The organism is Mesorhizobium sp. NPDC059054 (genome assembly GCF_042739215.1).
Classification (GTDB): domain Bacteria; phylum Pseudomonadota; class Alphaproteobacteria; order Rhizobiales; family Rhizobiaceae; genus Mesorhizobium.
The window spans coordinates 506500-529717 of sequence record NZ_JBHYHV010000001.1 but is presented as its reverse complement, the minus strand read 5'-3'; the positions used below and the strand labels follow the sequence as shown (position 1 = coordinate 529717).

The 23218-nt window shown below is 55.8% G+C and carries 20 protein-coding genes; 9 read left to right on the top strand and 11 right to left on the bottom strand.

The annotated features are described in order from the left end of the window. Positions 1–6 precede the first annotated feature (6 nt). The gene (locus ACFWXH_RS02545) at positions 7–993 is read left to right on the top strand and encodes a glycosyltransferase family 2 protein (protein WP_379117233.1); all 987 of its coding nucleotides are present in this window, start codon (positions 7–9) and stop codon (positions 991–993) included. On the opposite strand, the gene ACFWXH_RS02540 is transcribed toward ACFWXH_RS02545, so the two are convergent. The 3 genes from ACFWXH_RS02540 to ACFWXH_RS02530 are packed head-to-tail and all read right to left on the bottom strand — an operon-like array spanning position 986 to position 3712. Continuing rightward, positions 986–1999, bottom strand: a complete 1014-nt coding sequence (locus tag ACFWXH_RS02540) for a hypothetical protein (protein WP_379117231.1) — start codon at positions 1997–1999, stop codon at positions 986–988. The two genes, ACFWXH_RS02545 and ACFWXH_RS02540, sit on opposite strands and share 8 nt — an antisense overlap. Further along, on the bottom strand, positions 1986–2564 hold the full coding sequence (locus tag ACFWXH_RS02535) for a serine O-acetyltransferase (RefSeq protein ID WP_379117229.1): 579 nt from the start codon (positions 2562–2564) through the stop codon (positions 1986–1988). Before ACFWXH_RS02535 ends, ACFWXH_RS02540 begins: the two co-directional genes overlap by 14 nt. Before the next feature lie 5 nt (positions 2565–2569). Continuing rightward, positions 2570–3712: an NAD-dependent epimerase/dehydratase family protein gene (locus ACFWXH_RS02530; protein ID WP_379117227.1), complete on the bottom strand. Its 1143-nt coding sequence runs from the start codon at positions 3710–3712 to the stop codon at positions 2570–2572. 696 nt (positions 3713–4408) lie between these two features. On the opposite strand from ACFWXH_RS02530, the gene ACFWXH_RS02525 reads away from it, so the two are divergent. Next, entirely contained in the window at positions 4409–5560 is a 1152-nt protein-coding gene (locus ACFWXH_RS02525; protein ID WP_379117225.1) for a Wzz/FepE/Etk N-terminal domain-containing protein, read from the top strand. Between the two features lie 360 nt (positions 5561–5920). Here the strand turns inward: ACFWXH_RS02525 and ACFWXH_RS02520 are convergent, their stop codons facing one another. Beyond that, a complete protein-coding gene (locus ACFWXH_RS02520) occupies positions 5921–7870 on the bottom strand; it encodes a polysaccharide biosynthesis protein (RefSeq protein WP_379117223.1) in 1950 nt (649 codons plus the stop codon). Positions 7871–8164: 294 nt separating this feature from the next. Here ACFWXH_RS02520 and ACFWXH_RS02515 point away from each other — a divergent pair, with 294 nt between their 5' ends. From ACFWXH_RS02515 to ACFWXH_RS02505, 3 genes are all read left to right on the top strand, one after another. After that, entirely contained in the window at positions 8165–9163 is a 999-nt protein-coding gene (locus ACFWXH_RS02515; RefSeq protein ID WP_379117221.1) for an NAD-dependent epimerase/dehydratase family protein, read from the top strand. Next, positions 9160–9714: a sugar transferase gene (locus tag ACFWXH_RS02510; protein ID WP_379117219.1), complete on the top strand. Its 555-nt coding sequence runs from the start codon at positions 9160–9162 to the stop codon at positions 9712–9714. Before ACFWXH_RS02515 ends, ACFWXH_RS02510 begins: the two co-directional genes overlap by 4 nt. Positions 9715–9846: 132 nt before the next feature. After that, positions 9847–11223: a UDP-glucose dehydrogenase family protein gene (locus ACFWXH_RS02505; RefSeq protein ID WP_379117216.1), complete on the top strand. Its 1377-nt coding sequence runs from the start codon at positions 9847–9849 to the stop codon at positions 11221–11223. A gap of 36 nt (positions 11224–11259) precedes the next feature. On the opposite strand, the gene pseI is transcribed toward ACFWXH_RS02505, so the two are convergent. Together pseI and pseG are read right to left on the bottom strand one after the other, a co-directional pair. Beyond that, entirely contained in the window at positions 11260–12306 is a 1047-nt protein-coding gene (pseI, locus tag ACFWXH_RS02500; protein ID WP_379117214.1) for a pseudaminic acid synthase, read from the bottom strand. A 191-nt stretch (positions 12307–12497) separates the two neighbouring features. Beyond that, positions 12498–13526: a UDP-2,4-diacetamido-2,4,6-trideoxy-beta-L-altropyranose hydrolase gene (gene pseG, locus ACFWXH_RS02495; RefSeq protein WP_379117212.1), complete on the bottom strand. Its 1029-nt coding sequence runs from the start codon at positions 13524–13526 to the stop codon at positions 12498–12500. A 145-nt stretch (positions 13527–13671) separates the two neighbouring features. Between pseG and ACFWXH_RS02490 the strand changes: the two genes are divergently transcribed. From ACFWXH_RS02490 to ACFWXH_RS02480, 3 genes are read left to right on the top strand one after another with little or no spacing between them, the layout of a single operon-like run. Further along, positions 13672–14406 (top strand): cytidylyltransferase domain-containing protein, encoded by a 735-nt coding sequence (locus ACFWXH_RS02490; protein WP_379117210.1) that lies wholly within the window; start codon positions 13672–13674, stop codon positions 14404–14406. Further along, positions 14403–14789 (top strand): GNAT family N-acetyltransferase, encoded by a 387-nt coding sequence (locus ACFWXH_RS02485; protein WP_379117208.1) that lies wholly within the window; start codon positions 14403–14405, stop codon positions 14787–14789. The genes ACFWXH_RS02490 and ACFWXH_RS02485 overlap by 4 nt, the downstream gene beginning before the upstream one ends. A 7-nt stretch (positions 14790–14796) precedes the next feature. Further along, positions 14797–16131, top strand: a complete 1335-nt coding sequence (locus tag ACFWXH_RS02480) for an aminotransferase class III-fold pyridoxal phosphate-dependent enzyme (protein ID WP_379117206.1) — start codon at positions 14797–14799, stop codon at positions 16129–16131. Between the two features lie 9 nt (positions 16132–16140). Here the strand turns inward: ACFWXH_RS02480 and ACFWXH_RS02475 are convergent, their stop codons facing one another. From ACFWXH_RS02475 to pseB, 3 genes are read right to left on the bottom strand one after another with little or no spacing between them, the layout of a single operon-like run. Continuing rightward, positions 16141–17064, bottom strand: coding sequence for an aldo/keto reductase (locus tag ACFWXH_RS02475; protein WP_379117204.1), 924 nt, complete (start codon positions 17062–17064; stop codon positions 16141–16143). After that, positions 17057–18268 (bottom strand): UDP-4-amino-4,6-dideoxy-N-acetyl-beta-L-altrosamine transaminase, encoded by a 1212-nt coding sequence (gene pseC, locus ACFWXH_RS02470; protein WP_379117202.1) that lies wholly within the window; start codon positions 18266–18268, stop codon positions 17057–17059. Before pseC ends, ACFWXH_RS02475 begins: the two co-directional genes overlap by 8 nt. A gap of 11 nt (positions 18269–18279) precedes the next feature. Then, positions 18280–19305 carry a UDP-N-acetylglucosamine 4,6-dehydratase (inverting) gene (gene pseB, locus ACFWXH_RS02465; RefSeq protein WP_379117199.1) on the bottom strand — a complete coding sequence of 342 codons (1026 nt, stop codon included), beginning with the start codon at positions 19303–19305 and terminating at the stop codon, positions 18280–18282. A 210-nt stretch (positions 19306–19515) separates the two neighbouring features. Between pseB and ACFWXH_RS02460 the strand changes: the two genes are divergently transcribed. Beyond that, entirely contained in the window at positions 19516–20421 is a 906-nt protein-coding gene (locus tag ACFWXH_RS02460; RefSeq protein ID WP_379117197.1) for an MBL fold metallo-hydrolase, read from the top strand. A 29-nt stretch (positions 20422–20450) separates the two neighbouring features. Here the strand turns inward: ACFWXH_RS02460 and ACFWXH_RS02455 are convergent, their stop codons facing one another. Together ACFWXH_RS02455 and ACFWXH_RS02450 are read right to left on the bottom strand one after the other, a co-directional pair. Beyond that, positions 20451–21239, bottom strand: a complete 789-nt coding sequence (locus ACFWXH_RS02455) for a DUF1499 domain-containing protein (RefSeq protein ID WP_379117195.1) — start codon at positions 21237–21239, stop codon at positions 20451–20453. 207 nt (positions 21240–21446) lie between these two features. Beyond that, positions 21447–23075, bottom strand: coding sequence for a fatty-acid--CoA ligase (locus tag ACFWXH_RS02450; RefSeq protein ID WP_379118922.1), 1629 nt, complete (start codon positions 23073–23075; stop codon positions 21447–21449). Positions 23076–23218: the final 143 nt, after the last annotated feature.

The window sequence follows — 23218 nt, the reverse complement described above, 5'->3', positions numbered from 1 at the left end:
CGATTGATGACGAATTCTGCTGCCATTTCAGAGAACGAAAATCTTCCACGCGTCAGCGTGATGGTGATTACCTATAATCAAGCCGATTTGATCGAGGAAACCATCGCCAGCATTCTGGCGGAACCGCGCTATCCGAATCTTGAAATCGTCATTGCGGACGATTGCTCGACGGATAACAGCCGAGACGTGCTTGCGGCCCTTCGTGCTAAATATCCGAACATCATCAAGCTTGTATTGAATGAAAACAACTTGGGCATAACGGGCAACTCAAACGCCGCGTTCTTCGAAACCACCGGAGATTTCGTCGCCATTATGGGCGGCGACGACCTGTTCCTGCAGGGTAAGATCCAGGCGCAGGTTGCGCAGTTCTTAGCGGATGAGAAATTGGTGCTGTCGTATCATCCGGTGGAAATCTTCGAGCATGCGACCGGACGGATATTAGCTATCACAGATCAAAAGAAGCGCCTTACCAAGCGATCCGTATATGACGTCATCGACAAGGGTGGCATAGCCGGCGCATCCTCGATGATGGTGCGCCGTTCGGCGTGCCCTTCCTACGGTTTCGATGAAAGGCTGCCCGTGGTCTCCGACTGGAAGTTCGCCATCGATGTTGCCTTCAACGGCCGCGTCGAGAAGCTCGATGGAGTGTATGGCAAATACAGGAAGAGCGGTACGGGTGCGAGTGAACGCACCTACCAGCTGCTCGACGAGTCACTTATGGCTCTCAGCTTTGCCCAACAGGAACACCCCAACGACATCCGATTGAAGCGCGCCTGTGACAAGGGGGCGGCTCGTTATATCGCTGGCGAGGTCTACAGATCTCTCGCAAACCATCCCGAACGCACCACCACTTTGGCGGATCGCATGCTGTCCCATCGGAAATCGCCATTCTATGTTTTGGTATGGTTCGTTGCCCGCATCGCAGCCAGATTCCCCTTCCTACGCAACATTGTAACTCGTGCTGCTGGGCGGACCACTCACTTTTTCAAATAGACAATGTTAACCCTGATCCATCCTCGATAATTTCGTCGAGCCAACCTGCGATTGAATACCGCCTGCGGACCGATTCAGCCAGAGGCGAAAAAGGTGCTTCGAGAAAATCTCTCGGAATCACTGGCGCGTTTCTGTCGATAACAAAGACATTGTCCGGCGAAAAAAAATCGTAGTCGCGCACGCCGGCGTTAGTTGTCACCAGCTTCTTACCCGCCCCCAGCGTCTCGAAGGTACGCATCGTCAAGCCGTACTGGCGCGGATGTTCGATATCGAGAATGGCGCGTGAACCAGCCACCTCTTCTTGCATCTTCGCCTTATCGAGAGAAACGAATTCGAAATCCTCGCGACGGGCGTGACGCATGGAAGGCTCTGTCAACCGGCGAATCTGTAGCACCCATGGCGCCTGCATATACAGATACCAGAAGGCCTTGATGTCCGCAGGCAAATTCCTTCGAAGCGCATCAATTATGGGGAAGCGGTCAGAATGAGCAGTGCCGATGAAGCAAAGGTGATGTTTCATCGGCACCGAATCTGCTGTGCGATCAAAACCTGGCCCAAAAAAGAGCGGCCGCATATGCATGCTGAAGTTTTTCGCATCGCGCGGATCAAAGGTGTATAGGCGGTCAAACAGCGGCAGGTTTTTCCGAACATGCCCTCGATTTGCCAGCGCGTCCCACATGTAAAGGATAAAGGTCGCACGCGGATAAGCAACGCGAAGGTGGGTCAGCATCTCTGACGAGAGTGTCTGGCCATTTACGACGAGTACCAGGTCGTAATTCTCTGCGCCGAATCCTTCGAGGAGCTTATGGTAGAGTCGTGTGGCGGCGGGCTGCACCCAGCCCGGTCGCACTCGCGTCAGAGCGCTCATAGTGGGCGTGTCGAAGGGCCGATCGGGAAGCCAGTCCACGATTGCGCCGCGCCGCTCTATCTCAGCTTTTATGTCGCGTTCGTACCCAAAAAATCGCGGAGCGATCAATAGGACGCGTTGTCCGTCAAGTTTCGCCATCAAGGCTCCGGATTTTGTCGATGCCCCGGGCTGGCGCACCAACCGCCAAGACCCCTGCGGGAATGTCCGACAGAACAACGGAATTGGCCCCTATCCGTGAATCGCTACCGAGCATGACGCCACCCAAAACCTTGGCGCCGGCACCAACGGTTACCCCATTGCCCAATGTTGGCCGGGATTGTTCGGTATAGCTAAAGTCGATCTCACGGGCCCCCAGGGTGACACCCTGAAAAATGGTAGCATTCGCCCCAATACTCCAAGCTCCGATCACAGTTCCCTGTGTGTGCGGTAAAAAGAGCCCTGGACCTATTGGGCAACGCACAGCAATTTCGATACCGAAAGCGAAAAAATTCAAGAGCGACACCAGCTTCGCAATCGGCTCGAGACGCCTCCGATGCAGCGAATGAGCGATCCGGCAGAGCAGGACAGGGACGAAACGAGGGGACCATACGCCGAGCCAGAGCCGCAATCCGGAAGGTGCGCCTTGATGATCGCCGTACAGAAGATTGTGCTGCCTCAATAAGTCTGCACGCAGCAGTTCGCTGCAAGACATCTGATCCGCCATCACGGCTAAGCCATCAGTTTACGGGCTCGTAGTTCTGCGTTTGCCCGTTCTAGGCCATCCTCTGGCAGCGGTTGGGTCAATACCCAGGCTGTAAATCGATCAAGTCCATCAGCAAGCGCAACCTGAGGACCGCCTTGCACCAACTCGCGCAAAAGCGTGATATCCGCCACATTGTGCCGGATATCGCCCAACCGAAACTGGGAGGTTACTCGGATTGGCACGTCGCGTTGGAGCGAGATTGCAAGCAGGCGTGCAACGTCCGTTACGCTGGTGCCGATACCACTGCCGACATTGATGACTTTATTTACCGGCTCTGGCGATGTTATGCATGCGCACATAGCCCGTGCCACGTCTTCGACATGGACGAAGTCGCGGGTTTCCAACCCATCCTCAAAGATTGGCAACTCCAAACCTCGCCGGATGCGCGTCGAGAAGATTGAGAGTATCCCGGTATAGGGATTCTTGAGCGACTGTCCCTCACCGTAGACATTCTGCAGCCGCAGGATTGCGTAGCCGATGCCAAGCGCGTCGCAGGCAACTCGCACCAAGTCTTCCTGCGCATATTTCGTTGCTGCATAGATCGACGCGGGACGGACAGGATCATTTTCCCGAGTCGGCACAGCGACTAGCGATGCTTCGCAATGTGGGCATTGGGGATTCCATTGGTGTGCAGCGAGTTGCACTGCCGATCGTGCGCCAGGGAAGATACGTCGACTTGAATCGCCGCAGGCCTGACAGACATAAGCGCCTTCGCCATAGACCGAGCGGCTGGACGACAAAATCAGCCTTTGAACTCCATGATCCCGTCGGTTGGCCAGAATATCAAGCAGTAGCGCCGTACCTTGCGAATTGATCTCATTGTACCGCGCCATCTCATACATAGATTGCCCCGTACCGGTCTCAGCTGCCAAGTGTATGACATGTGTTATGCCGCTGAGTGCCGCCTCCAACGTCTGGCGGTCGGTTATCGACCCCCGAATAAATTCCACACGTTCATCCGCTAGCCAGTCCAGTCCTTCCGGCAAAGCCCCATGTATCTGCGGAGAAAGTGAATCCACAATTCGGATCGGAATGTTTTCCACAATCAGCAGCTTGGATAGATGGCTGCCAATGAAACCTGCGCCGCCGGTAATGAGAACTTTGATCATAATTCACGACTAGTTTTAATTGAAACACTAGGCCTGCGGCCGATTTGCACCCTCCCCGCGCTTATGACAAGCAGAAAAGGCGCCGCATCTAATTTTCATAAGACAATTTCGCAGAGACACCGTTCGCCGCGAGCTTTCCGGCCATCATCGATGGCGTTGAAGCGGCGATGCAGCATAAGCTACTTAAGCACCTCCTCTCGTTCGGATGGAGTGCGATTCTTGCACTCAGAGCGGCCGTCAGCGGTTTCATCGACGGCGGCCAAAATCAACAACATGCTCGGCAGTTGGGACGCGAGGCTTAGATGCCACCTGCTATCGGCAGTATCCTGCCGAGTGAGCCGAGAAGCACTACCACCGCACACTCAACTAGGTTCAGGCACCCGATTCGCCATTACCTCTCAGCGAAGGTCAGAATTCTCGCCTCTCAGCCAACCGCTCAGAGACTGCTATAGAGCCAAAACCACTTGTGCTGCGCTGTCGCATCGCGTACCGGTAACCTTGATACATTTTCCAAGCTTGCTTTCTGCATTTCTCGCCACGATATTCGCATCAATGTCGCAATCCCCATAAGACTTTCAGAATATACATGATATTCTTAAAAATGGATAAGAATATATTTGAAAATTATGGAAACTTGCTTTTTTTAATCTATACGACCCCGAACAATCCGACAAGAGTTACAAAACGAGGAAGCTCATGGAGATTGAGACGACTAACCCCGAAGACGAGCTGCGTTTGGGAGAGTTACTTGCAGCGCTGTGGAATTCGAAGCTGCTGATTGCAGCAGTTACCACCGCGAGTGTCGTCCTAGGTGGCGTTGCGTATCTCCTTGTGCCGCGCACATTTGAGTCAACGGTTTCAGTCTTTCCTTTGCGACAGACTCAGTTTGCCAGATATCTCGCTCTTTCACACGACGGGAGTGAGAATTCACAGGAAGGCAGTGAGAAACCAGACGATAGGGCCTTCGCCTATACCTCGGACACGCTCCATGCAGAATTTTTATCATACGTAAAAGATGCAGATCGCCTGACAGCGATCGCCATGGAAACGGGCCTAGTCGAGCGCGGAGCCTTGACTGACGAGGCTTACCGGCAAGCCGTCAGGCGCTTCGTATCCCAGATCAGATTTGAGGAACCTGACATCCAGAGTTTTCAGGCAGGTCAGCGCTTCCTCAATGTCCGAGCCAGAGCCGATAACCCGGATAAACTCGCCGCGTTCATGCAAAAAGTACTGGCAGACGCGAATAAGGACATGGCGCATGATCTTGCTATTGAAGTCTCAGAACGCGCTGCAGAGATCAAGGAGCGATTTGATGCGAAAGCAGCAAAGCTCCAAGTTGATATCGACGCCCATCGCAAACGGATCGAGAACGATCGCAACGATGAAATGATCCGCGTTGGCGAACAATCAATGATCGCCCACGCTCTCGGAATAGAGAAACCACTCGCCCTTCATGCCATCGAGGCAGCCGGGCAGGGTAGCACCGCCCCTGTCCAAATAAATGCCAACGGCAACCAGCCGCCATATCTCCAAGGCTATGCTGCCTTGGACGAACGAATCAAGATCCTACAAGATCGCAAGAGCAACGACCCATTCACTGAAGACCTAAGGGAGATCCAGCAGCGGTTGTATGCGATCCAAAACGATCCGCGCCCCGCCCGCATACTTGCTTTGCTTAAACGAAGCCCGTTGGCGAATCCGGAAACTGCTTCCATGGTTCGTTTCAGTCTTTTGTCAGCAGACGCCCAGAAAGTATTTCCCCGACTGAGCGTGTTCGGAACTGTCTCGTTATTTTTCGGTTTCCTGCTCGGATCAGCCATCGCACTTATTCGTCGACTTTGGAACTGAACGCAATCAGCCTCGGACCTCATGTCGACGGCCTGGGCTCGGTGAGAAATGTGGTGTCGAGGAAGTCGACGTTTCTCTGCTTTGTCTGGCCACGATAAAGTCTTGGAAACGTTTGAGCATATGGCGACGCAGCAGTCCTCTATGGAATCATTGAGGCCTGCTGTTCCCCCCCGGTGCTAGTTTCTGCGAAGCAGTATCTCTCTACCAAGGCACGACTATAGCGTGACATGTCAAGCTTACAGCGAAGATCTTACAATCGTGCACTTGACTTAGCCGGCGTATGGGGTCGTCATGAATAGCCAGTTTCCGACGCTCAAGCAAATCCTTTCAACGCGAAAATTCATTGGATAAGTTTGCACATCAGAAGGGCTCAACTGATTCTTCTGTCTGGTCAAAGAGGGATTTGCTCTGCGAAATTCCCTCTTTATTTGCGATATTATTCTTCCATTGAAAGCCAGCCACTGTTCGCTCCAGCACGGCGGCCAGCATAGCTATATCTTGCTGTGCTGCCGAAGCATGTATTCTCTCAATTTCTCCGGCAAGTTCCTCGGGAGTAAGGAAACTCTCGCGAGCCATCATAATGTGGGGATTGGACGTACGCCTCGGATCGTTGCCAATGAGCAGTTCTTCGTAAAGCTTCTCCCCTGGTCGCAGACCAACGATTTTGATCTCGATATCTCCGTCGGGATTGCTTGGCGTCTTTTCGATGTGGCCTGACAGGCGTATCATCTTTCGGGCAAGATCGATAATCTTCACCGGCTCGCCCATATCGAGGACAAAAACCTCGCCCCCTGTCGCTATCTGCGAAGAGTGCAGAACAAGTCCCACGGCTTCCGGAATGGTCATGAAATAGCGAATGACCTCAGGATCAGTTACCGTAAGCGGACCTCTAGATGCAATCTGACGCCTGAAAAGCGGAACGACCGAACCGCTGCTGCCAAGGACATTGCCGAAACGCACCATGGAGAAAATGGTGGCTTGGCGGGGCTTCGCCGCCAATCCCTGAACGATCTGCTCAGCAAGACGCTTGCTTGCGCCCATAAAATTGGTGGGTCGAACGGCCTTATCAGTCGAAATGAGAGTGAAACGTTCGACGCCTGCTCTTTCTGATTCTCTGGCCAGGATGGCGGTACCGAGAATATTGTTTGTCGCGGCCTCAATCGGATTGGCTTCCACAAGAGGCACATGTTTATAGGCTGCCGCATGATAGACAAGGCGCGGCGCGTGTTGCTCCATCACCCATCTCATCCGAACCTCGTCCCGGATCGACCCCAAGCACGATACGATATCGGTTGGCACCTTCAACTGGGGCGCCAACCGGTGCAGTTCATCATCGATAGTGTAAAGGCTGAACTCATTATGATCGAGCAAGATGAGCTTGGCAGGCCCCAACGCCAAAATCTGACGACTCAGTTCGCTACCGATTGAACCGCCTGCGCCTGTGACCAGAACCGCTTTTCCTGCCATCGCGGTCTTGTCGAGAGGAGTAATGATTGGCGGACGTTCCAGGAGATCGATGATCTGCAATTCTTGAATCTCGTCCACCTGCGCAGTGCCGCGAGCCAAATCCAGAATGCCAGGAATGGTTCGCACTCTGACCTGAAGATCCGCAAGTGAGTCAACAATTTGCCGGCGTCGATCGACCCCTGCGCTTGGGACAGCAATCAAAATGTCACTGATACCAAAGCGTACGACGACCTCTGCAACGTGCTTGGGATCGATAACAGGGCGGCCGTGTAAACGCCAATTGTGTTTGGCTGGATCGTCGTCGAGAAACCCCCGGACTCTGTATTCCGGCGTCATTGCTAGCGCTTCGCACGCTTGCGCTCCCGCCTGGCCCGCTCCGTAGATCAGCACGTCCTTGACCGTCGCCATGCCGGGCACAGACCGGATCAGCAACTGGGAAGCGGCTACCCGGCTGCCGAATACAAGAGTGAAGAACAGGATCGGCTGAAGAATGCCGATCGAACGTGGCACACCTGGAAATTTGGCTACGAAAAGAATGACGCTCAGGAGAATTCCATACAGGAAGATTGCGCTCGCAACCGAAGCCAAGCTCGAAGCACCGGAATATCGAAAAATCGCCCGATACAGGCCTAATTTAATAAAAAATGGAACGAAGAGAAAGGTGGCAAGGCCGTAGGGAATCCATTCAAATGCCTGAGGTGCATGATCCACATCGAGTCTAAGGGAAAAAGCCAACCACATCGCGGCAAGTGACATCACGACATCGGCAAATAATGCGAGCAGTTGCTTCTGCCTCCGTGGCAGGCTGATAAGCCGTGTACGAATATTAAATACTGATGCCATGATCGCGCCTTCTACAGATGATGGGTTTGGAGCGAAAGCCAAAAATGGCGGCTAGTGCTGGATGGCATAAGCGGAGATTCGGTATTTTTCCAATAGTAGACCGAGACTCTTCATCTCGCACAGATTTGGCAAGCGACCCGATGACGGAGTACGACCACGGAACTTTCTTTCAAACGCCCTCGCTTTCCGATAACGACGGCACGCCATCCATCGAAGCGCCTCCGCTTACGCTGAGTTGCTGCGATCGTCGGCTGAGCGATACGTTTACACCTCAATGCAGACAGAAAGAAGAAGATGGCGGCGCAGAGAATCTTCATTACCGGAGCGACAGGCTTCGTCGGCCGACATCTTGTGAAGCATTTCTTGTCCATCGGGCAGCCTCTGACGGTTACCCTGCGCGAGGCCAGTAGTTGCCCTCGAAGTTGGCGCAACCACGAGCGGATCAAATTTGTCGTGACAGGCCCGATCGAAACTGCAACGAACCTCGGCGAGGCTCTTGAGAGCGCCTCGATTGTTGTCCATCTCGCTGGACTTGCTCACGTGCAAGCCACGGCAGAAACGGCTGACCGCTTCATCGCCGCCAACGCCACTGCGACAGAAAGAATTGCTAAAGCTGCGGCAGATCGTGGCGTTCAAACCTTCATCCATATGAGCAGCCTCGCGGCGATAACACAAAATGCCTCGTCGGCGATTGTTGACGATAATACAAGCAATCCTCCGCCAACTCCCTACGGCAGAGCAAAACTCGAAGCCGAAAAGTATGTTCTCGACCTTAGGGATAAGGGCATCCTGGCAATCTCGCTACGCCCTCCACTGGTGGTTGGAGCAGAGGCGAAGGGAAACTGGGGGGCATTGCAGCGACTTGCTGCCACGGGCCTTCCCCTGCCCTTCGCCAGTATCAGCAACAAGCGTTCACTGATCGGCATAGGCTCGCTTGTCGGAGCAATCGGCCATCTCTGCACAGGCCAGTGGTCGCAGGAGAAATCAGGCAACTATTGCATCTCTGATGAGGAAAGCCTGTCACTGCCTCGCATTGTGACCGAATTACGTAGGGGCATGCACATACCTCCAAGACTTTTCTACTTTCCGACCGCCGCTTTTCATGCGATCGGACGGGCGGTCAACCGACAACAAATGGTTGCCGGACTCCTGAGTGATCTGCAGGTCGACAGCAGCCGCTTCCACACGACGTTCGGATTTAAGCAGCCTCAGAGCCTTGTCGCCTCGATCACGGAATCGGGAATGCGCTATCGCCAGCTTTTGCCCGATAGCTCGGGAGTTACATCCACATGAAGCGAACTATCGATATTGTTATTACTGTGATCGGACTTCCGATCGCTCTTTTCCTCATCTTTGTTTGCATTGTGCTAGTGAAGCTCTCATCGCGAGGGCCCGCAATTTTCCGCCAAACACGGGTCGGCATGCACGAGGAGCTGTTCACTTGCTACAAACTGCGTACGATGTACGTTGGGACGCACAATGCTCCCAGTCACGAAACGACAGCCTCTGCTGTAACTCCAGTCGGAAGATGGCTCCGACGGCTAAAACTAGATGAGTTGCCACAACTGTGGAACATCCTGCGCGGCGATATGAGCTTTGTTGGTCCACGCCCCTGCCTGCCCTCCCAAGTGGAACTGGTCGAAGCCCGCCGAGCGCGAGGCCTCTACGCCATCCGTCCGGGGATCACTGGCATTGCCCAAGTGGCAGGTATAGACATGTCCGATCCGCAGCGGCTCGCCAAGGTCGATGCGGAATATCTGAATACGATGTCTCTGCGCACCGACCTTCGTCTCATCCTCGCAACGGCGGTCGGCGCTGGACAGGGCGATAGGGTTGCATCTTAGCATGCCCGTGAATTGACAAGCAAATGACGGCTGGCTGCTCAATAGCTCTATTGTTCATCACAAAATCAACGCAGCAACTGTGCTATGTAAAATAGGCTGTAGCAAACTCTAACCTCCAAGAGATTCAATCTCATGAAAATCTCCATCTTCGGCACTGGCTACGTCGGCCTCGTTGCGGGCGCTTGCTTTGCCGAGGTAGGACATCAAGTCTATTGCGTTGACAATGATGCCGAGAAGGTCGAGGGCCTCAAGAACGGCATTGTTCCGATTTCCGAGCCAGGTCTCGATGAGCTCGTCGAACGCAACTTCGCGGCAGGCCGCCTGCTCTTTTCCACTGACGCAAAGGCCGCGATCCAATTCAGCGAACTGATCTTCATCGCCGTCGGCACGCCGCCAGAGGAAGACGGTTCAGCAGATCTCAGTCATGTCCTGGCCGTGGCTGCCACCATTGGTGATAATTTGAATGACTATGCCGTCATTGTGGACAAATCGACCGTCCCGGTAGGTACTGCCGACAAAGTCACAGCCACGATCTCGGCCAGGCTGTCCGCACGCGGATTAGACCTACCATTCGACGTCTGCTCCAATCCTGAATTCCTCAAGGAAGGCAGCGCGATCGAGGACTTCACCAAGGCAGCACGTACCGTGGTCGGCACGGATTCCGAGCGGGCCCGTAAGATCATGCGGGCGGTCTATGCACCGTATAACCGCAACCACGACAAACTCATCTTCATGGACGTACGGTCCGCGGAACTCACGAAGTATGCCGCCAACGCCATGCTCGCGACGAAGATCAGTTTCATGAACGAGATCGCCAACCTAGCCGAACGCCTTGGCGCTGATATCGAACAGATCCGTCTCGGCATCGGCTCGGACCCACGTATCGGATATCACTTTATCTATCCCGGTTGTGGGTATGGCGGTTCCTGCTTTCCCAAGGATGTTCGCGCTCTTTCATATAGTGCGGAGGAGGTCGGCTACGACGCCGCTCTGATCAAGGCGGTCGAGACAACCAACAAGTACCAACGAAATGTTCTCTACGGTAAACTCGCACGCGTATTCGATGGCGACCTAGCCGGCAGAACCATTGCCATTTGGGGGCTGGCCTTCAAACCCAACACCGATGACATGCGCGAAGCCCCTAGCCGCTTCCTGATGGAAGCGCTCTGGAACGCCGGCGCGAAGGTAAAAGCATACGATCCCGAAGCCGGAGCTGTCGCCGAAGGGCACTATGGACATAGAGCCGATTTCACACTGGTAGAGCGACAGGAAGATGCCGTGGCAGATGCAGATGCACTCGTGATCTGCACCGAATGGAAGCAGTTCCGCGTCGTCGACTTCAGCTGGTTGAAATCACAACTGAAAGCGCCGGTCATCATAGACGGCCGCAATCTCTACGACCCTGCCGAACTCCGTAGACACGGACTGCTCTACTATGCCGTTGGCAGAGGCGATTCCGCCAGCTTGTTTTCGCCCTCGACGAAAACAGCAACACGGACAGCTATCTGAAACAGATACCCCCCAGATATTGCCAGCTTGACACGATCACCCAATAAGCTCCCAGCTTATCGGTGTACCGACGGGTGCATCCTTGGCCACCCGATTGCCAATCACGACATCATAGAATTTCGGTGGCAGCCCGAAACCTGGGCGAATGATGCGGACATTTTCCGCGGAAAGCACGTCACCAGCTTTCACATCCCGCGAGATGTAGAGGGAACGTCGGAAAGCCGTCGATTTCTCTTCCGCCGGTTGCGTACCATATCTAACGATGCCCAGAGATTGCCAGGCCCGCTCAGTTTCGAGACGGAGTTGCATGAACTCTTCCGGCTCGAGTGAAAAACTCGAGTCAACGCCACCATCGCTTCTGCGGAGCGTGAAGTGCTTCTCAATGAGCACCGCTCCGTGTGCCACCGCCGCGGCTGCAGCCCCACATCCCATCGTGTGGTCAGAGAGACCGACTTCGCAAGCCGGGAATGCCGCGCGTAGATGTGGGATGGTGAGCACGTTGGTATTTTCCGGCGTCGCTGGATAGGTGCTCGTGCATTTGAGCAGCACGATATCCTCGCACCCGCCTTGCTGAGCGGTGCGCACGGCGTCGTCAATTTCAGCCAGCGTAGCCATGCCAGTGGAGACGATCATGGGCTTGCCCGCTGCCGCCACCTTTCGGATCAGAGGCAGATCCGTGCATTCGAAGGAGGCGATTTTGAAAGCGGGCACGTCGAGTGAGCTGAGGAAATCAGTCGCGGTATCATCGAAGGGTGTCGAAAAGCAGTGAATGCCGTGGCTGGCAGCGCGCTCCATGATCGGCTTGTGCCATTCCCAGGGCGTGTGCGCTTCCTGATAGAGTTCGTAGAGTTGCCGGCCGGCCCAAAGACTTCCCTTGTCTTCGATCACGAAACCAGGCGCGCGGATGTTTAACGTCATTGTATCAGCGGTGTAGGTCTGAAGCTTGATAGCGTCCGCGCCGGAACGAGCCGCAGCATCCACAATTTCCAACGCTCTATCGAGCGACTGGTTGTGGTTTCCGGACATTTCCGCGATCAAATAGGGGCGATGACCGAGACCGATTTCACGATTGCCGATTTTCACAACGTCTGCCCTTTCCGAAAGCCCAATTCGTGCCTGCGCGGCCACGATAAATCTAGATTGGTCGCGGCATTTGAGAGACGAAGTCGATAAGTCATCTCGTGAACTTCGTTGAATCTGTCAAGCTATGCGGCCTGGCTTCTCGTCACGCTTCCGACAACGAGAAAAGCGAGGCAGAATTTGATGCTCTGTTCTCATGAATTCAGTAGTACTCGCACGATTCGGTTGGCACCATTCCCGTCGCATATCGCAGCAGCCGAAAGATGCATGTCACGTAATTTGGTCGGGTTGTCTGCCAGCATACGGACAGCGCCAGCAACACGGCTGGCCGTATCGTGCGAGAATTTTCCGATCACAATCGCCGCACCGGCTTCGTCCAAAGCAGCCGCATTGTGCAGTTGATTGTCAGCAACAACGAGCAATAGCGCTGGCCGACCCAGACAACAGCGTTCGTAACCGGCACTGCCGGGTGCGCCCACAACGATATCGGCAGCTCTTGTAAGTCTCGCCATCGCCTCGGCATCGACACCAATGTGAAGATGCCATCTATCGCCACCCTTGAGAACGGCAGCTCGTATGGCGTCAAGATGGGGCGCGGCCGCGCCGAGGACACAATCCACCTCATACGTTCCACCAGCGTCAAGAATCCCCTTCGATACGGCCCAGGTGGCGTTCACGTTGTCGTTTAACCCCATCGAGATCAGAATACGGCGTACTCCACCTGGGGGGTGGTCGAGTGCTGCATGCCGTTCCTTCTGAAAAGCGTCGCGCAGAAGCGCATAGTCGCTACCGCAAAGCAGGGTGGTGCTAGAATCGACCTGCTTGCCATACTCTTCAGGCCGTCGTCGAAAAGTCGCGTCGACCAAATGGGTACATAAATGACGCCGCGACGGTGCATCATCGATGACCAGCACCTTCTTCGCCCACCCCGCCACTGCTCTCTCAAATCCCTCGCCGAGGCCATAGTGATCCACGACGGCAAGCTCGACGCCGGATGGCCAACGCGACTTTATGCGTTCGGCATCGGCTTCTTCGGCGGTCATGCCTTTCAAAACATCGGGAAAATCGACGAAAAGCTGTGGGATGCTCGTCACCGTTTCGTCGGAAACGGCAAAGGCGATATCGAAGCCGTTCCGTCTTAATGCCGCCGCCAGCGCGCCGCTGCGCACAAGATGTCCTCCGCCAACGGCTGGCCCTGAGTCGCACCGGATCACCGCTTGCATCAAACCTCCTCCGCCAAGGATTCAAATCGTATGTATCAGAAGCAAAGTTCTTGATAATGCATAGATATTATCGCTCGATACGATACCCTTTCACTACAGAAGCCTGTCAGATCGGGCAATCTTACGGAACTAACTGGACGCACTGATGATCATAGTGGTGTTGCAAGCAAGAGCATCCTCTAGTCGGCTTCCGGGCAAGGTGCTTAAATCCATCCTCGGCAAGCCAATGCTGCATCACCAAATCGAGCGCATCCAACGCGCAAGAGTGCCTGCGCGGCTGGTGCTGGCAACCAGCCGAAATCCGGAAGACGACGCTGTGGCAGATATAGGCCAAAACGCCGGCATCGATGTCTATCGCGGAGACTTGGAAGATGTCCTCGACCGGTTCTATCGCGCTGCCGAACCATTCGCGCCTTCTCATGTCGTGCGGCTGACCGGTGACTGCCCACTCACCGATCCCGGCATCATTGATGCGGTCACCCGCTTCGCGGTCGACGGCAACTACGACTATGCCTCCAACACGATTCGGCCGACATTCCCCGACGGATTGGATGTCGAAGTAGCAACCTTTGAAGCGCTTCATACCGCCTGGAGGGAGGCGACAACGAAATCCGATCGGGAACACGTCATGCCGTTTCTTCATCGCCAGGCGGAGCGTTTCAAACTGGGGAATTATGAAAATGAAAAGGACTTGTCCGCACTGCGTTGGACAGTCGATGAGCCAGCTGATTTTGCCTTTGTGGAGGCCATCTATCAGGTTCTCTATCCGGCAAAGCCTGCCTTCGACAGCGGTGACATACTGGCCTACCTGGGCGCTAATCTGTCACTCGAAGCACTAAATTCCGGGTTCATGCGAAACGAAGGTTTCAAAAGCGAATGAAGCTGCGTCCTGCGACGGCCGAAGACGCGCGACTGTTGTTCGATTGGCGAAATGAGCCGCTCACTCGATCGATGTCGATAAGTACGGAACCAGTCACCTGGGACGCCCATCTGCAATGGCTGTCTATCAGATTGGCCCGCTCAGAGCCTGGCTTATACATCTGCGAAGATGATGGCAGTCCACGTGGCATGGTGCGTATCGACGATAACGAAATCAGCTATACAGTCGACATGAAATTCCGGGGCAAGGGCCTGGCCACCCAAATGCTGATATTGGCACGACATGATTTCGGTCCGAAGCGTGCAAGGGTCAAGCGAAGCAATGAAGCCTCGGCAAAGGCCGCGATAAAAGCCGGCCATACAGTCGAATACATCAAGGATTGAAGTCGAGATGTCCAATGCCAGCCCTAGGCACGAAATGAACACCTCCCGCGCAAGCGGTAGCCGCTATTCGATTTCAGAGGAGATGCTGGACGACGTTCTGAAGATCATTCCGCTTGGCTCGCAGACATTTTCAAAAAGCCTTACCCAATATCCGCGCGGTGTCTCGCCGTTCTTCATCCAGCGTGGCGACGGCGCCATCGTCTGGGATATGGACGGCAACTCCTATACCGATTTCAACAATGGCCTGTGCTCAGTCACGCTTGGTCATGCCGATGCAGATGTGAACGCTGCCGTTGTTGAACAACTCAGAGACGGCATCTCTTTCCCTCTGGCGCATCCGCTGGAGGCAGCGGTGGCGAAACTCATTATTGAAATGGTGCCTTCAGCTGAAATGGTGCGGTTCGGCAAGAACGGATCCGACGCGACTTCGGGCGCGATCAGGGCAGCGCGAGCTTTTACCGGACGAGAGCGCGTTGCCATGTGCGGCTATCATGGCTGGCAGGACTGGTATATCGGTTCCACTGCACGCAACAAGGGAGTGCCGAAGGCAACTCGCGAGCTCTCACATGTCTTCCCTTACAACGACTTGGGCGCGCTCGACACCGTGCTTTCGTCTCATCCCGATGAGTTTGCTGCGGTCATCCTGGAGCCGATGAACACGACCTTCCCGGAGGAAGGCTACCTGCAAGGCGTGATCGACCTCGCTCACAAACACCGGGCTATCGCGATCTTTGACGAAACCATCACCGGTTTTCGCTATGCCGAAGGCGGTGCCCAGCAGCTTTTCGGCGTGAAGCCTGACCTCGCTTGCTTTGGTAAGGGTCTGGCCAACGGCTACCCACTTTCGGCGGTGGCCGGGCGTGCCGACATCATGGCTGAGTTTGCCGAGATATTCTTCTCCTTCACCATGGGTGGAGAGGCGATGTCGCTGGCAGCGGCCCAAGCCAGCTTGAAGAAAATCCGCAGCCATAATGTGATCGAAAAACTCAATGCCACGGGCAACAAGATCGCCGATGGCGTCAAAGCCTTGATCATCAAACACGACTGCGAAAGCTTCCTCGGCTTCGCCGGGCACCCGACATGGTCATTCCTGACCATGAATGATGCCAACGGCAGTACATCCTTTGAGATCAAAACTCTCTGGATGCAGGAAATCCTGGCGCGAGGCATCATTTCAGTAGGAACGCACAATGTCAGCTTCGCGCACAGCGATGCGGATGTTGCAAAGCTGCTCAATGCGTATGACGAGATATTTCCGCTCTTGCGCGATGCCGTGGAGAACAAGGCCATCCGGCAGTATCTTCGCTGCGAGCCATTGGTGCCGCTGTTCCGATTGAGGTAGCTGCCCCGGTTACAGGCTCCCCCACAATGCTGGGTTCAAGAGGCGCTCATCAGAAATCGGCCAGCGCCAAGAAGCCTGGTCGATTTGGTGAGCCCTCAATCGGTTCGCTGTCGAAACGACTTCCCGGAACTCCCGAATACTCGTCGCGCCGACAATCACTCGGTCGATCATCTGATGTCGAAAAACAGAGGCGAGAACTCCTTCCATGATCGTCAGGCCGGCTCCGGCAAAGGCTTGCCGCATCTGGACGAGTGACGGCGCAAGAGCCGCGAACTTCGCCGGTAACTGTTCCGGCGGCGTCAGCAGCAACCCTTGAAGAAAGATCGAGCGAGCGTGAACCTCTACTTTGCGTGTCGCCAAGCGATCAAGTTGCCCACCATCCGCCAACCGCAGATCGATGGCATTGATGGGAAGCTGAACGATATCGATATCGTATCGATCGAGCAGCGCGTCGATCTCGTTGCCGGAATAGACGGAGGCGCCGATTTTGCGGGCCAATCCGGACACCTTGATGGTGTGTAAACAGCGCCACACCCTGTCACCATAACAGCCGAGCAAATCTCCCGCGTCGTGAACCATAAGAGCGTCGACTTGAGCGACCCTGAGATCGCTGATCGATCGTTCGAATCGCGAAATGATCGCATCCGCGGCGGTATCTGCGCTTGCTTCGCTGCTGACCTTGACTGTCTTGGTGACGATATCGAACGCCATCCCTGCGGCCGCGCGACCGATGGTAACTTCGCTATCGCCGTAGAGGGCGGCTGTATCGAGAGTGACGACGTCGTTTTCACGCGCAAAGTGAAGAATGGAAGCGGCCTCTTCCAAACCGACCCTGCCAACCCGATTGGTTACGCCATAAGCCAGGCCGAACTGAACGGTACCTACGCCGAGGCGAGCCGAACCGGAAAGCAGGGCCGCGTCGTCGCTAGCCATTGATGCCCAGAACCCGTTTGATTGTCCTGGCGACGCGCTCCGCGTCGAGATCAGTCATCAACGGATAATACGGAATGGAGAGCGCTTTGGCGTAATACGCGTCGGCCCCCGGCAGATCAAACGCGCCCGATTGTTCGACATAATAAGGCTGGCGATGAATCGGAATGTAGTGGACCTGCGTGCCGATCCCATGCTCTCGCAACTCAGACATGACGCTTGCCCGCTCCTTGCCTATTGCGGCGAAATCAATGAGCAGCGGATAAAGATGCAATACTGGTTCTATGGAAGCTTCGATCCGAAGCGGTTCCACCAGATCACCAATATCCCCGAACTGCAGATCGTAGATGTCCTTGAGCTGGGCACGGCGCTCAGCAAATGTCGACAGTTTTCTAAGCTGTGAATGAGCAAGCACACAGGCGAAGTCCGACGCCCGGTAATTGAAGCCCAATTCCTGCATTTCATAGTACCAGGGGTTGGCCTCGCCGGTATGCGCGAACGCCAGATCCTTGTTCAGGAATTTTTCCGAGGCTTTTAGCATGCCATGCGAGCGCAAGAGCTTTAGTCGTTCATAGAGAAGCGGATCGCTAGTTGTGATAACGCCCCCCTCGCCCATTGTGATCGTCTTAACGGGATGGAGCGAGAAAACAGTCATCGCGGAATGGCGGCTCGCGCCGACCTTAACCACGGCACCGCCCCCATCACGATAAGTCGTTCCCAAAGCGTGGCAGGCATCTTCGACCAGGATGATGTTGTGTTCAGCCGCGATCCGCGCAATTTCGGGCATGTTCACAGCATTACCGTTGAGATGCACGACAACAGCCATTTTCACTGGCTTTGCGGCTTGCTCTATAGCTGCCTGAAACGTTGCCGGCGTGATCAGACCGGTCCTGGGGTCCGCATCGGCAAAGACGATCTCGGCGCCCGTGTAGTGCATACCGTTAGCGGAAGCCAAAAAAGACATGGTCGGCGCAATTCCAATATCACCCGCGCCGACATGCGCAGCCAGCGCCGCCAGATGCAGCGCCACCGTTCCGTTGGAGACGACAACAGCATAACGCGCACCGACCACTTCAGCGAACGCAGCTTCAAATACCTCGACCGCAGGGCCGGTGGTCAACCAATCGCCGCGCAAACATTCCGCAACCGCGGCGATATCATCCTCGTCGATCCAATGGCGACCGTAAGGCAGAAAGTTTTCGGACATGCGTCTGGGCCTCAGATACCGGTGTGCGCCACCAATTCATTGAAACCGATCACGTCGAGCCATTCATCATTGATGTCGCTCGAATAATTGAAATTGTTGGGAACCCGTTTCACACCAGTGGAGGCACCTTCATCTGCCGTCCAGAAGCGGAAGGAAGGCAAGATCGCATAACGATCACCAAGATCGACCGTCATACGGGCATCGTCGCCGGTCACCATGACCTCGTGCAGCTTTTCGCCCGGGCGGATGCCCACGATTTCATGTGGAATACCGGGGGCGATGGCATTGGCGAGATCGACAACTTTCATCGATGGGATTTTCGGCACAAAAATTTCGCCACCATTCATCAGGTCGAATGAAGACAGCACCATGTTGATACCCTGCTCAAGCGTAATCCAGAAGCGGGTCATTTCAGGATGCGTGATCGGGATACGATCAACCTTGTTTGCAACCAGTTTGCGGAAAAACGGCAAGACGCTGCCGCGCGAGCCCATGACATTGCCGTAGCGGACTACCGAGCTTCGGAGACCCGACGCGCCGGCAATATTGTTTGCGGCGATGAAGATCTTGTCCGAGGCAAGTTTTGAAGCGCCATAGAGATTGATCGGGTTGGCAGCCTTGTCCGTAGACAGCGCCACTATCTTCCTGACCCCCTTGTTCAGAGCCGCGCGCACGACGTTTTCGGCTCCAATGATGTTCGTCTGAACGCATTCGAACGGGTTGTATTCGGCGATCGGTACGTGCTTGAGGGCTGCCGCATGGACGACATACTCAATACCTGCCATCGCCATTTCCAGCCGAGCCTGGTCGCGAACATCTCCGATAAAATAACGCAGACACGGAAACTCCTGATCACTGAGTTCCTGGTTCATCTCGTATTGTTTCAACTCATCACGCGAGAAGATAACCAGGCGAGCAGGCTTGTAGCGCTGCAGAACCGTACGCACGAAAGCCTTGCCGAAGGAGCCTGTTCCACCGGTAATCAGGATTGACTTGCCGTCCAGGTTCGGCACGGGCTCAAGAAAATTGCGGATCATTGAGACGTTTCCAGGAATTGTCTTTGAGAAAAGGTTTGGGCCGAATCTCAGCGTAGACATGGATGCTGGAGCAGAGCTTGCCGAAAGAAACCAAAAGCAGCGCCGACGTCGAACAGAGAGACCCGGCTCAAAATTGCAATGCATCTTCGTAGATCATTTGTGCTAAACGGCAGCCGCTTTCGTCGTCCTCGCAACGGAGCTCTGCGCTGCATGCCTCTGAAATTCGATGCCCGCTTCGAACCTGCCTACGGCTCTGCTGTCGAACTGACTCCCGGTGTCCTGCGCATCACGGCGCAAAACCCCAGCCCTTTCACTTTCCACGGTACCAATTCCTACATTGTCGGCCACGACACGCTGGCGGTGGTCGATCCTGGGCCTGTAAACGAGGCGCATTTCAACACGCTGATCGCGGCCATTGCCGGGCGACCGGTCAGCCATATCTTTGTCAGTCACACCCATCGCGATCACTCGCCGCTTACCGCCAGGCTGAAAGCCGCGACAGGAGCCACTGTTCTGGCTGAAGGGCCGCATCGCCCTGCCCGGCCGCTCAGGATCGGCGAGACCAATCCGCTCGATGCCAGCGCTGACACCGAATTTTACCCTGATATCGCCCTGCCCGACGGTTCCCTCATCGCCGGCGATGGCTGGGCGATCCGTACAGTGCTCACACCTGGCCACACCGCCAATCATGCCGCCTTCGCACTGGAAGGCAGCGGCATCCTCTTTTCAGCCGATCATGTCATGGCCTGGGCGACCAGCATCGTAGCGCCTCCCGACGGCGCCATGGCAGACTACATGCGCTCGCTTGACCGGCTGCTGGAGCGCGAAGACCGTATTTTGCTGCCCGGCCACGGCGGGCCGGTGACCGCGCCGAAAACGTTCATGCGCGGGTTGAAGGCGCACCGCAAGATGCGCGAGCGCGCGGTACTGGAGCGGCTGAAACTCGGCGACCGCAACATCAAGACGATCGTTGAGGCTATCTATCGCGAGACCGATCCGAGGCTGCACGGGGCCGCAGGGCTTTCGGTTCTGGCGCATCTCGAAGATCTCGTTGCGCGGGGTTTAGCCAGCACCGAGGGCGAGCCTTCGATCGACGGTGTGTTTTTTCCCGCTTAGAGTGGCTCCAGACCAACCGCCTGAAGGACCTACTGCGCGGCTGTCGTGCCGATCTGCGCCGAAACTTCCTGGTCAAGTTCGGCGAGGAACGCGATGATCCTCTCAGCATTGTCGCCGAGATCGTGGCGGCCGTAGCGCGAAGCCGAGCGCATATCAACCAGCGTCGTCTCACCGTCGGTGGTGACACGGATCGCCACATCGACGGGCAGCTCCAGCACGAAGGACGTGGCCAGCACAGTGATGGTGGTTTCGTTCTGTCCTTCCTGCGGTTCAGCCGTGTCGCCGACGACCGTCCAGCCGCGGCGGTCGAGCACGGTGTGTACAGCCGCCAAGGTCTCATCGAGAGGCAAGTCGTAGCGGTGGCCGGTCACCAGGGGATAGATTTGAGCCTGCAGGCGCTCCTCCCCCGGTGTCAGGGGAGCAAGAACATTCATGCCGGTCGTGCGGGAGCTATCGTCGAGCCGGGGCGGATTGTCGAGATCGGTTGAGATGTCGCGCAGCGGTGGGTAAGTGGCGATGCCGTAGCCGGCGACACCGTAAGGCACCAGCACCAGAACGGCCAGAAGCGCGCCAACGGAAAGGTCACGCCCGCCGATAGCGCCATGGTTCCACAGCCTGGCCAGCGCGAACCCTGAAAACAGCAAAGCAAGAAGCGCCAGCAAAGCCACCAATGCCAGCACCCAAAGAAAGCCGCCAGTCTCGACAAGGCCATAGTGATGGCCGATCCATGCCGTCAACAGAAGCACCGCCGAGAAAGCGCCTGTTCGCCGCGACCAGCCCGCCGCTCTTGCCACCTGCCGTTCGGGATATGCCGTCATCGCCACCGATTTCCCAAGTCCGGCCAGAGCATTAGAGTGTTTCGACGTTGGATTGAAGCCGAAAGGCGGCAATCACCGCCGCCTTTCGGCTGCGGTAATTGGTGACCTTTGGAGTGCCACGCGTCCATTCGAACGCGCAAAGATGCTCTAACACTTTCGCTTGGCGCATGATCCTTTCCGAAAATCAGTCCGATTTCGGGGCATGCGCTAGTCCGTCGGCAGGCGATAGTCGCGAAACTGCGCGCGCAACGCGCTTTTCTGGATCTTTCCGGTCGCTGTGTGCGGGATTTCAGCTACGAAGGCGACGTCGTCCGGCATCCACCATTTGGCGATCTTGCCGCTCATGAAACCAAGAACATCGTCTCGCGAGAGCTCCTTGCCCGGTTTCTTCACCACCACAAGCAACGGCCGCTCATCCCATTTGGAATGGCGGATACCGATCGCCGCGGCTTCCGCCACATCCGGGTGACCAACAGCCAGGTTCTCGAGTTCTATGGTGGAGATCCATTCGCCACCAGACTTGATGACGTCCTTGGCCCGATCAGTGATCTGCATGTAGCCGTTGGGGTCGATATGGGCGACGTCACCGGTGTCGAACCAGCCGGCGGCGTCGAACTGCTCAGCCCCCGCGCCACCATAATAGGCGCTGGCGACTGCCGGGCCGCGTACCTTCAAGCGACCGAAGGTCTTGCCATCCCAAGGATGAGCGTTGTCATTGTCGTCGGTGACCTTCATTTCGACGCCGAAGGGCGCGAACCCTTGTGTCTGCTGCACGTCGAGCCGTGCATCCCCGGTCAGTCCGGCGTATTCCGGCTTCAGTGTGCCCAGTGTTCCGAGCGGGCTCATTTCGGTCATTCCCCAGGCGTGAATGACCTGCACATCGTAATTATCCTGGAATTTCTGGGTGATGGCGCGCGGACAGGCCGAACCGCCGATCACCACCTTCTTCAGATAGGGCAGTTTCTTGCCGGTCTCCTCCAGATATTGCAACAGCATCAGCCACACGGTCGGAACCGCCGCGGTGAAGCTCACCTGCTCGGTGTCGAGCAGTTCATAGATGGAGGCGCCGTCCATTTTGCCGCCGGGCATCACCATCTTGGCGCCGATCATTGGCCCGGACTGACCGAGTCCCCAGGCATTGGCGTGGAACATCGGCACCACCGGCAGCACGACGTCGCGCGAGGAAATACCCATGGCATCGGGCATGGCCGCGATCATGGCGTGAAGCACATTAGAACGGTGGCTGTAGAGCACTCCTTTAGGGTCGCCCGTTGTACCGGAGGTGTAGCACATGCCGGCGGCGGTGCTCTCGTCGACGCTTGCCCAATCGAAGTCGCCATCGGCTTCGGCCAGCCATTCCTCATAGGCTACGACATTGGGCAGGCTGGTTGCCGGCATATGCGCCTTGTCAGTCAGGACGATGATCTTTTTCAGCGATTTAACCGCCCCCGCGATCTTCTCGACCAGCGGCATGAAAGTGAGATCGACGAAGACGGCCTGATCCTCAGCGTGGTTCATGATCCAGACGATCTGCTCGGGAAAAAGGCGCGGGTTCAACGTATGGTAGACAGCACCGATGCCCATGATGCCGTACCAGGCCTCGAGGTGGCGGGCGGTATTCCAGGCGAGCGTTGCGATACGGTCACCCAGTTTGAAGCCGTCTCGCTCCAAGCGCTGCGCGACCTTCAACGAACGCTGCCTGAGTTCGGCATAGTTCAGGCGCACGATCGGCCCCTCGCAGGAGCGCGACACGACTTCACGTTTGCCGTGCTGGATCGCGGCATTGTCCAAGATCTTGTGGCACAGCAAGGGCCATTGCTGCATCAGTCCGAGCATCATGTTCCTCCTCTTGTATTTTTTCGCATTCTGAAAGGAACGCCAAGAAAGTCCAGACTACCGCAAGGTGAGGAAAGACCCTTTGTACGCGCATTGCGCGGCGAATCTGCAACCAACCATTGTCAAGCCGACCAAAGTCTGCA